The organism is Achromobacter insuavis, assembly GCF_902859645.1.
In the GTDB taxonomy this organism is placed as follows: Bacteria; Pseudomonadota; Gammaproteobacteria; order Burkholderiales; family Burkholderiaceae_B; genus Achromobacter; species Achromobacter insuavis.
Window position 1 is genome coordinate 21,668 of record NZ_CADIJR010000066.1, and the last position, 8,887, is coordinate 30,554.

Here is an 8,887-nt window from a genome sequence, read left to right on the forward strand (position 1 = left end):
GAGCGCCCTCGCGCAAACGTCATTACATTCGCCGCTCAATTCCCCACTATTCATGACCGGTCCGCGGCGCAGAATCCAGGCATTGCGACGCGGCCACGCCCGCGGCGCCAATCCCTCGCCGACGAATCCCATGAAGTGGTTGCTGATTTCCCTGCTCTGCCTGCCCTGTACGGGCTGCGGCCTCGCCGCCGCGCCCTGCCGCGTCACGTCCGCGGTCATCAAGATCGTGCCGGTGGTGGGCGGCGTCGCCGCCGCGCCGACCGATGCCTGCGCGGAAGTGATCGACTGATCGCGCATGCACGCCACTAGCAGGATTAGGCTACTCGTTTGAGTCTGCGAAGTTTCCAAGGCATGACGATCTGCTGCTGAATGCGGGAACGGACACGATCCATGATGCTGGCAGACTTGCTGGTATTCGCAAAGCCACGGTAGCGGTCGCGTGCCGCGCTATCGTAATTCTGTACCAGGCGAGTCGATATGTCCCGCTGCCGGATGGCTTCAAGCCGCGCAACCGGTAAGTCCGGGAATGGTTCGATGGGCGACATGTAGAGCGAAGCAGCATACTCAAATTGCAGAATGCAGCGATATCCACCCGTTACCGGCAACCCCTTGTGTACTGCGCTGGTATCGCCAAAGATGATCGTACCTGCTGGTCCCGTCACGGACTTCAGACGGTTCGCATCGAAGTACTTGAGCACCTCATCATCAGTCAGTCGTGTCGAGAACGGTACGCCGCGGGTGAAGAGTTCGTCAATATGGCTGCCGTCCACGTAGCAATGGGGCCCGTTATCGGCACCGACATCCGTGAGATATATGAAGACCTTGAGAAACTTGGTGAACTCCTTGTCCTGATGATAGAGCTGTGCGCTGGAAGACAGCTGGCTCTTGTCGCCTTTTCCCGCGAAAGATAGCCAGGTATTGGTCTGCACATGCACTGGCGTGCAGCCGAAATATTGAGTCACCATCGCCAGAATATAAGGGTCGAAGGCAAGACTGCCCAGCAATTCACTATGTGTTGCCTGGTCCAGATCCCTGAGCCAGAAGGTGCCACTTTCCAGACGTTCCCCGCTAGCGCCGAGCGCATACAACTCCTCGCCACTGCGCAGCGTAGCGCCGGGCCTCTTCTCATAGAAACTAAATTTGCCAATCTCGTCTCTGACTGCTGCCAGCGTGGATACCGGCAGTTTTCTATCGGCAACGAGGTAGCCGTGCGTACGCAGCGTTTTTACCGCTTCGGCAAGCGTTCCCAATTCGCCAAAGATCGGCGACAACTCGGGCAATTCAGGCATCGGATAACGAAGCGCCAGTATCCTGGCGACCAACTCGTTCAACCCGTGATTGAACTGGTAGAAATCCATCTCGGACTTATCCCGCAAGAGAAATCCATCCCCTCCCACGATTTCGTAATGCAAGAAATTGGCCAACGCCCGTTGCTGCGCGGTGTTCAGTTTCTGGCACTCGTCGGCGATGTCATGAGGAACTGGGAAAGCATCAAGCAACGCTTTTAATTTCTGGTTCATGGTTCTAGACGATAGGCGGTAAAAGGGCACGCGGATCGAGCCGGCACGAAGTTGAAGCCATTCCATCGTTTCAGAGAAAGAACAGCGCAAACAACACGCCTGGAGCCTGCACCGATATTAACGCGCCTACGTCCAACCTGCCGATCCAGCAACCTCTTACAAGATCAACACGCCAATTCCTCCCTCTGCCCGAGCCCTACCCAGAGCTTCTTCGGCTCTCGTCCAGCAACAGCCAGTCTTCTTTTTCGCGGACAAGATCGCCAACACCGTCAGCGCCCGACGGTCTTGGAACATGGACAAGCAAGGAGAAACGTGTGCGGTTTTCTGAAGTTTTTCTGACGGTTGAAACCAATCCTTGCCGGGGCCCGTTCTGCCTTCTCAAACCGAAGAACTGGTGGCTATACTCGCGCACCCGATGCGCACCAACTGAGGCCACCAAATGCTAAAAAGCATCTGCCGCATTGCTCCCACCGCCATCCTGCCGCTCACGCTGTCCGCCTGCATGGGCCTGTCCGTCTACTCGCCCACGCGCAACAAGCTCGATGCGCAGGTCGGCAAGAACATCAATGAAATGTTGCCCGCCTGGCCGCCCGAGACCGGCGCCAAGCCGTTCGTGAACAAGGTCGATGACCAGACCACGAGCTACACCTATGTCTATGGCTACCATCCGGGCCACTACGAAGGCCGCGGCTATTCCACCAACGGCCCGATGGGCACGACGTATGGGTCCTACAGCGCCTACGTGCCCGAATACACCGACTGCGCGGTGATCTTCTACACCGACAAGACCGGCACCGTGCTGCGCTACGACATGAAGACGAATGGGAAGATCAGCTACAACTCGTGCGGGGAGTACATCAGCGGGTTCAGGTTCTGAGCTGAAGACGCCATCGGCACATCGCATGCGATGTGCGCCCGGAAATGAGAAAGGGGGTTAGTGATTTTCATCACTAACCCCCTTAGGGTATTGCTGGTCGGGACGGCGGGATTCGAACTCGCGACCCCTTGCACCCCATGCAAGTGCGCTACCAGGCTGCGCTACGCCCCGAAAGAAAAAGAGTATAGCAGACCTAAAAATTGTTTGCACGCATTGGTGCAAAAAAAGTGCCGAATACTCAAAAAAATTTGCGTGCCCCGCGTGATGCCTGCACCGCTTTCATGCAAGGCTCGCGCATGGCACGCAAGGTACTGAATGTTGAACTGCGCTTGAACCGTGCGCCGCTCAGGCCGCGGCGCTGGCGCTCACCGCGTTGCCGCCGGCTGCCGGCGCCGGCGAGCCCAGGGCTTCGCCCAGCATCGTCGACACATTGCCCAGCTCGTTGCGCAGGGCTTGCATCTCGGCGCCAGTCAGGCGCACCGCGGCGTCCTGGTCGTGCGGCGTGTCGCGCGCATCGCCCAGGCGGTTGCGCGCGCCGCTGATGGTGAAGCCTTGCTCGTACAGCAGCGAACGGATGCGGCGGATCAGCAGCACTTCGTGATGCTGGTAGTAGCGACGATTGCCGCGCCGCTTGACCGGCTTGAGCTGCGTGAACTCCTGCTCCCAGTACCGCAGCACGTGCGGCTTGACGCCGCACAGCTCGCTGACCTCACCGATGGTGAAGTAACGCTTGGCGGGAATGGGCGGTAAGGTAACGGTGGATTCGGTACGTGTCATAAGAGAATTCTATGCCGCGATGCGTCGAGTGCCGATAACAATTACCGACAAAGCGTATCACTCCTCGGCATCTGGCGCTGCGGGAGTGGCCTGCTCCACCACGCTCTTGAGTTTCTGACTCGCGTGGAACGTGACCACGCGGCGTGCGGCGATGGGGATGGTCTCGCCGGTCTTGGGGTTGCGCCCCGGACGCGGCGGCTTGTCGCGCACCTGGAAATTTCCGAAGCCCGAAAGCTTGACGGAGTCTCCGCGCGCCAAGGCATCGCGGATTTCCTCGAAGAACGTATCGACGATGTCCTTGGCTTCGCGCTTGTTCAGGCCGACCCGCTCAAAGAGCAGCTCGGCCAGCTCGGCCTTGGTCAGGGTACGCGGCTCGGCAAGCATACTGTTCCCCATGGTTCAAGCGCGCTGGCGCGCGCCGTGGGCACTGACCAAAGCGTCTTTGATGCGCGCCAGGCAATCGGCCACCCGGGCTTCGTCCAGTGTGACCTCAGTGTCCTGTAGCCAGAAACGGAACGCAAGACTTTTCTCGGCCACGGGCTGGTCGCCCTGGGCCTTTTCGCGCCAGACGTCGAACAGGCGCACGTCCTGCACCACGGCCAGCTGCGGATCGGCCTTGACCGTCGCCGCCACCGTGTCCAGCATGGATTGCGCGGTCACGGGCGCATCGACCCACAGGGCCAGGTCGCGCACCACCACCGGCTGGCGCGACAGCTCGCGCACCTGCGGCAGCTCGCCTTCGGACAGGGCGTCCACGTCCAGCTCGAACACCACCGGCGCGTGCGCCAGGTCGGCCTGCTGCGCCCAGCGCGGGTGCAGTTCACCGATCCAGCCGACCTGCTTGCCATCCAGCGTGACGCGGGCGCTGCGGCCCGGGTGCAGCGCGGGATGGGCCGCGGCTTCGAAGCGCAGGCGGGCGCCACGGGCGCCGAACAGCGCCTCGACGTCCATCTTCACGTCGTAGAAATCGACCTGGCGCGCGGGCGCGCCCCACTGCTCTTCCACCGACGGGCCCCAGGCGGCGCCGGCCAGCTTGAGCGGCTGGCGCACGCCGGCGACTTCCAGCGGACCGTCCTGGGCGGCGTCGTCACGCGCGAACACGCGGCCCAGTTCGAACAGGCGCACGCGCGTCTGCTTGCGGTTGGCGTTGTGGCGGATGTTGGCCACCAGGCCGGCGATCAGGCTCGACCGCATCACCGACAGGTGGCTGGCGATCGGGTTGACCAGCTTGACCGGCGTGTCGTTGCCGGCGTAGTCGCGTTCCCACTCGGCTTCGACGAAGCTGTAGTTGACGACTTCCTGGTAGTCCTGCGCGGCGGCCAGGCGGCGCAGCGCGTGCGGGCCGCGGCGCACTTCGGGCTGCGAGAACATCTTGGCGCGCGCCATCGGCGGCACCGTGGGAATGTTCTCGAAGCCGTAGATGCGGGCCACTTCCTCGATCAGGTCTTCCTCGATTTCGAGGTCGAAGCGGTACGACGGCGGCGTGACGATGAAGTCTTCGCCGTCGAGCGTGAATTCCAGGCCCAGGCTGCCGAAGATCCTGGCGACCTCGGCTTGCGTGACGGGCACGCCCAGCACGCGGTGGCAGCGCGCCAGGCGCATGCGCACCGGCTCGCGCTTGGGCAGGTTGACGATCTGGTCGTCCAGCGGACCGACCTGGCCGCCGCAGATGTCGACGATCAGGCGCGTGATGAATTCGATGTGCTGCGGGATCGTGGCGAAGTCCACGCCGCGCTCGCCGCGATGGCTGGCTTCGGAGCTGAACTTGAAGCGGCGCGCGCGGCCGGCCAGCGATTGCGGCCACCAGAACGCGGCTTCCAGGTAGATGTTCTGCGTGTCGAGCGTGACCGCGGTGGCCTCGCCGCCCATGATGCCGGCCAGGCTTTCGACTTGATCGCCGGCCACCACCACGCCGACCTTCGAATCCAGCGTGACGGTCTGGCCGTTCAGCAGTTCGAGCGTCTCGCCTTCGCGGGCCCAGCGCACCGACAGGTCGCCGTGGATCTTGTCCAGGTCGAACACGTGCGAGGGGCGGCCCAGTTCCAGCATGACGTAGTTGGAGATGTCCACCAGCGCCGACACCGAGCGCTGGCCGGCGCGCTCCAGGCGCGTCTTCATCCACTCGGGGGTCTGCGCGCGGGCGTTCACGCCACGGATCACGCGGCCGCCAAAGCGGCCGCACAGGTCGGGCGCCTCGATCTTGACGGGACGCAGCTCGTCCAGCGTCACGGGCACGGCCTTGGCGGTGGGCACCGACAGCGGCGCGCCGGTCAGCGCGGCGACTTCGCGCGCCACGCCCAGGATCGACAGGCAGTCGGCGCGGTTGGGCGTCATCTTCAGCGTGAAGAGCGTGTCGTCCAGGTCCAGCGCTTCGCGGATCGACTGGCCCGGCGCCATCTCGGCCGGCAGTTCCAGCAGGCCGGCGTGGTCTTGCGACAGGCCCAGTTCGCGCGCCGAGCACAGCATGCCCGACGATTGCACTCCACGCATCTTGGCCACGCCGATCTTCATGCCGCCGGGCAGTTCCGCGCCGACGCGGGCCAGCGGCACCTTCAGGCCGGCGGCCGCGTTGGGCGCGCCGCAGACGATCTGCAACAGCGCGCCGGAGCCGTCATCGACCTGGCAGACGCGCAGCTTGTCTGCGTCGGGGTGCGGGGCGATCTCGACGATGTGCGCGACCACCACGCCCGTGAACGCGGGCGCGGCCGGCACGGTGTCTTCGACTTCCAGGCCGGCCATGGTGAGCCGGTGCGCGAGTTCGTCGGTTGCGATCGGAGGATTGACCAGCGTACGCAGCCAGGATTCGGGAAATTGCATGATCTAGCCGTCTGTTATTCGTTGAACTGGCGCAGGAAGCGCAAATCGCCTTCGTAGAACTGGCGCAGGTCGTTGACGCCGTAACGCAGCATCGTCAGGCGCTCGAGTCCGGAGCCGAAGGCAAAGCCGATATAACGCTCAGGGTCCAGGCCGAAGTTGCGCACCACCTGCGGGTGCACCTGGCCCGAGCCGGAGATCTCCAGCCAGCGGCCGCGGTTCGGGCCCGACGTGAACATCATGTCGATTTCGGCCGACGGTTCGGTGAACGGGAAGAACGACGGGCGGAAACGCACGACGAGATCGTCGCTCTCGAAGAAGCAACGCAGGAAATCGGTGTACACGCCCTTCAGGTCGGCGAACGAGATGTCCTCGGCAATCCAGAGCCCTTCCACCTGGTGGAACATGGGCGAGTGCGTGGCGTCGCTGTCGACGCGGTAGGTGCGCCCCGGCGCGATGACCTTGATGGGCGGCTTGTGCATGCGGGCGTATCGCACCTGCATGGGGCTGGTGTGCGTGCGCAGCAGCAGCGGCAGGCCGTCGGCGTCTTTCATGTCGACGTAGAACGTGTCCTGCATGGAACGCGCCGGATGGTCCAGCGGGTTGTTCAGCGCGGTGAAATTGGTCCAGTCGTTTTCGACTTCGGGGCCGTCCGCCACGTCGAAGCCGATGGAGCGGAAGATCTCTTCGACGCGCTCCCAGGTCCGGATGACCGGATGGATGCCGCCCGGCACGCGACCACGGCCCGGCAACGATACGTCAATGGTTTCGGACGCCAGGCGGGCATCGAGTTCCGCTTGCACCAAGGCGGCGCGGCGCAGGTTCAGGAGCTCCTCGACCTTCTGCTTGGCCTGATTGATCCGGGCGCCCATGTCGCGCTTCTGCTCGGGATCGAGCTTGCCCAGCCCCTTGAGCAGGACCGTCAGCGCGCCGTCCTTGCCCAGGAAACGGGCCTTTGCATTTTCGAGCGCGGCGGCGTCGGTGGCCGCGGCGAACCGTTCTTGCGCCTGGGAAACCAGGTCGTCAACCGATTGAGTCATGAAATCCAGCCTTCAAAACGCAAACGGGGCCATTACAGCCCCGTTTGCAGCGATGCGCGATGAGTTAAAGCGCGCGATCAGGCAGCCAAGGCAGCCTTGGCTTGCTGCACGATGGCGGCAAAGCCGGCCTTGTCGCGCACGGCCAGATCGGCCAGGACCTTGCGGTCGAGTTCGATCGCAGCCTTCTTCAGGCCGGCGATGAACACGCTGTAGCTGACGCCATGTTCGCGGACGGCGGCGTTGATACGCGTGATCCACAGCGCGCGGAACGTGCGCTTCTTGTTGCGGCGGTCGCGGTAGGCGTATTGGCCAGCGCGCATGACCGCTTGCTTGGCGATACGGAACACATTACCGCGGCGGCCACGGTAACCCTTGGCGGCGGAAATGACTTTTTTGTGACGTGCGCGGGCAGTTACGCCGCGTTTGACGCGAGGCATAGTAGATCTCCCTTAGATCAAGCGAAAGGCATCATGGCTTTCACGGAAGCCACGTTGGAGTCATGAACCGCTGCCGAACCGCGCAGCTGGCGCTTGGCCTTGGTCGTCTTCTTGGTCAGGATGTGACGCTTGAACGCCTGACCACGCTTGATGGATCCGCTGCCGCGAACCTGAAAGCGCTTTGCGGCGCTTTTCTTGGTTTTCATCTTGGGCATGATGATTCCCTAAACTGAACACTATTGTTGATTTACATGACGCGAGGTGCTTGTCGCAAGGCGGTTGGCGCCGTTCCAAGCCATGAAGGCGGGAGCGTTCGACCTACACCATTGCGGCAAAACTTGAGGACCTCTTGCCACTTCTGGGGTACTGCTGGGGGTACTTCGACTGCTGGGGTACTGCAACTTTCCCCGATGGCCCGGGCGAAAAAAATGGCCTGGATCCGGGAAAGCCTTTGATTATATGGTGATTTCCCTGGTTTTGTCGAGCCGGATCGGGGCTTGCGGGCAGACACGGGGAAACATCCAGGGACGGAACCCGTCCGCCTGACCAACGACAACGGCCTGCCCTGCGCATTATGCCCCCGGCCGCCGGTACTGCACCGCCTGCGCCACGTGATGCGCCTCCAGCCCGTCCGCCTGCTCCAGATCGGCGATGGTCCGCGCGACCCGCAAGGCGCGGTGCATCGCCCGGCCCGAACCCGCCAGCCGGCGCATCGCCTGCAGCAACAGGTCGCGGGCCGGCGGTTGCAGCGGGCAGTGGCGCTCGAGCTCAGCGCCGGCCAGCGCCGCATTCGGCTTGCCCTGGCGCGCCAGCTGGCGTTCACGGCAGCGCGCCACGCGCTCCCTGACCGGCTCGGACGCCTCGCCGGGCGGCCCCTGCAGGCTTTCCAGGTCGGTCGGCGGCAACGCCACGTGCAGGTCAATACGGTCGAGCAGCGGCCCCGAGACCTTGCCGGCGTAGCGCGCCACCTGGTCGGGCGTGCATTGGCAGGCCCGGCGCGGATGACCGCGCCAGCCGCAAGGGCACGGGTTCATCGCGGCCACCAGCTGGAAGCGGGCGGGAAACTGCGCCGTCTGCAGCGCCCGGGCAATGACCACCCTGCCCGTCTCCAGCGGCTCGCGCAGCGCCTCCAGCGTGCGTCGGCTGAATTCCGGCAGCTCGTCGAGGAACAGCACCCCATGATGGGCCAGGCTGATTTCCCCCGGTCGCGGCCGTCCGCCGCCGCCCACCAGGGCGATGGCGGACGCCGAATGATGCGGCGAGCGGAACGGCGGCGTGCCTATCCGTACCGGCGGCGCGCCCGCCAGCGCGGCCAGGGCCGCGACCTCGAGCGCCTGCGTGCGCGCCAGCGGCGGCAGCAAACCCGGCAGGCGCGCGGCCAGCATGCTCTTGCCGGCCCCGGGCGGCCCCACCATCAACAGG

The 8,887-nt window shown here is 64.0% G+C and carries 10 protein-coding genes and 1 tRNA gene; 2 read left to right on the forward strand and 9 right to left on the reverse strand.

Going from position 1 to position 8,887, the window contains the following annotated elements:
- Nucleotides 1-130: 130 nt before the first annotated feature.
- Complete coding sequence (locus H0523_RS24730; RefSeq protein WP_054432349.1) at nucleotides 131-289, forward strand: DUF6726 family protein; 159 nt, start codon at nucleotides 131-133, stop codon at nucleotides 287-289.
- Nucleotides 290-314: 25 nt separating this feature from the next.
- Here H0523_RS24730 and H0523_RS24735 read toward each other — a convergent pair whose 3' ends face one another.
- A complete protein-coding gene (locus H0523_RS24735) occupies nucleotides 315-1,520 on the reverse strand; it encodes a phytanoyl-CoA dioxygenase family protein (RefSeq protein WP_180180179.1) in 1,206 nt (401 codons plus the stop codon).
- A 439-nt stretch (nucleotides 1,521-1,959) separates the two neighbouring features.
- Between H0523_RS24735 and H0523_RS24740 the strand changes: the two genes are divergently transcribed.
- Entirely contained in the window at nucleotides 1,960-2,397 is a 438-nt protein-coding gene (locus tag H0523_RS24740) for a hypothetical protein (RefSeq protein ID WP_231689926.1), read from the forward strand.
- Between the two features lie 94 nt (nucleotides 2,398-2,491).
- On the opposite strand, the gene H0523_RS24745 is transcribed toward H0523_RS24740, so the two are convergent.
- From H0523_RS24745 to H0523_RS24780, 8 genes are all read right to left on the reverse strand, one after another.
- A tRNA-Pro gene (locus H0523_RS24745) sits at nucleotides 2,492-2,568 on the reverse strand.
- A gap of 174 nt (nucleotides 2,569-2,742) precedes the next feature.
- Nucleotides 2,743-3,174, reverse strand: coding sequence for a MerR family transcriptional regulator (locus tag H0523_RS24750; protein ID WP_054432351.1), 432 nt, complete (start codon nucleotides 3,172-3,174; stop codon nucleotides 2,743-2,745).
- Nucleotides 3,175-3,231: 57 nt separating this feature from the next.
- On the reverse strand, nucleotides 3,232-3,570 hold the full coding sequence (locus H0523_RS24755) for an integration host factor subunit alpha (protein WP_006388001.1): 339 nt from the start codon (nucleotides 3,568-3,570) through the stop codon (nucleotides 3,232-3,234).
- 3 nt (nucleotides 3,571-3,573) lie between these two features.
- Complete coding sequence (gene pheT / locus H0523_RS24760; RefSeq protein ID WP_054432352.1) at nucleotides 3,574-5,991, reverse strand: phenylalanine--tRNA ligase subunit beta; 2,418 nt, start codon at nucleotides 5,989-5,991, stop codon at nucleotides 3,574-3,576.
- A 14-nt stretch (nucleotides 5,992-6,005) separates the two neighbouring features.
- Entirely contained in the window at nucleotides 6,006-7,028 is a 1,023-nt protein-coding gene (gene pheS / locus H0523_RS24765) for a phenylalanine--tRNA ligase subunit alpha (RefSeq protein WP_054432353.1), read from the reverse strand.
- A 77-nt stretch (nucleotides 7,029-7,105) separates the two neighbouring features.
- Nucleotides 7,106-7,465: a 50S ribosomal protein L20 gene (rplT, locus tag H0523_RS24770; protein WP_006387998.1), complete on the reverse strand. Its 360-nt coding sequence runs from the start codon at nucleotides 7,463-7,465 to the stop codon at nucleotides 7,106-7,108.
- A gap of 17 nt (nucleotides 7,466-7,482) precedes the next feature.
- Nucleotides 7,483-7,680, reverse strand: coding sequence for a 50S ribosomal protein L35 (gene rpmI / locus H0523_RS24775; protein WP_054432354.1), 198 nt, complete (start codon nucleotides 7,678-7,680; stop codon nucleotides 7,483-7,485).
- Nucleotides 7,681-8,037: 357 nt separating this feature from the next.
- Nucleotides 8,038-8,887 (reverse strand): YifB family Mg chelatase-like AAA ATPase (locus tag H0523_RS24780; protein ID WP_180180180.1); only part of this gene is annotated, 850 nt, incomplete at its 5' end.

Coding starts and splice junctions, on each gene's coding strand:
- H0523_RS24730 (WP_054432349.1), top strand. CDS start 131: ATGAAGTGGTTGCTGATTTCCCTGCTCTGCCTGCCCTGTACGGGCTGC.
- H0523_RS24735 (WP_180180179.1), bottom strand. CDS start 1,520: ATGAACCAGAAATTAAAAGCGTTGCTTGATGCTTTCCCAGTTCCTCAT.
- H0523_RS24740 (WP_231689926.1), top strand. CDS start 1,960: ATGCTAAAAAGCATCTGCCGCATTGCTCCCACCGCCATCCTGCCGCTC.
- H0523_RS24750 (WP_054432351.1), bottom strand. CDS start 3,174: ATGACACGTACCGAATCCACCGTTACCTTACCGCCCATTCCCGCCAAG.
- H0523_RS24755 (WP_006388001.1), bottom strand. CDS start 3,570: ATGGGGAACAGTATGCTTGCCGAGCCGCGTACCCTGACCAAGGCCGAG.
- pheT (WP_054432352.1), bottom strand. CDS start 5,991: ATGCAATTTCCCGAATCCTGGCTGCGTACGCTGGTCAATCCTCCGATC.
- pheS (WP_054432353.1), bottom strand. CDS start 7,028: ATGACTCAATCGGTTGACGACCTGGTTTCCCAGGCGCAAGAACGGTTC.
- rplT (WP_006387998.1), bottom strand. CDS start 7,465: ATGCCTCGCGTCAAACGCGGCGTAACTGCCCGCGCACGTCACAAAAAA.
- rpmI (WP_054432354.1), bottom strand. CDS start 7,680: ATGCCCAAGATGAAAACCAAGAAAAGCGCCGCAAAGCGCTTTCAGGTT.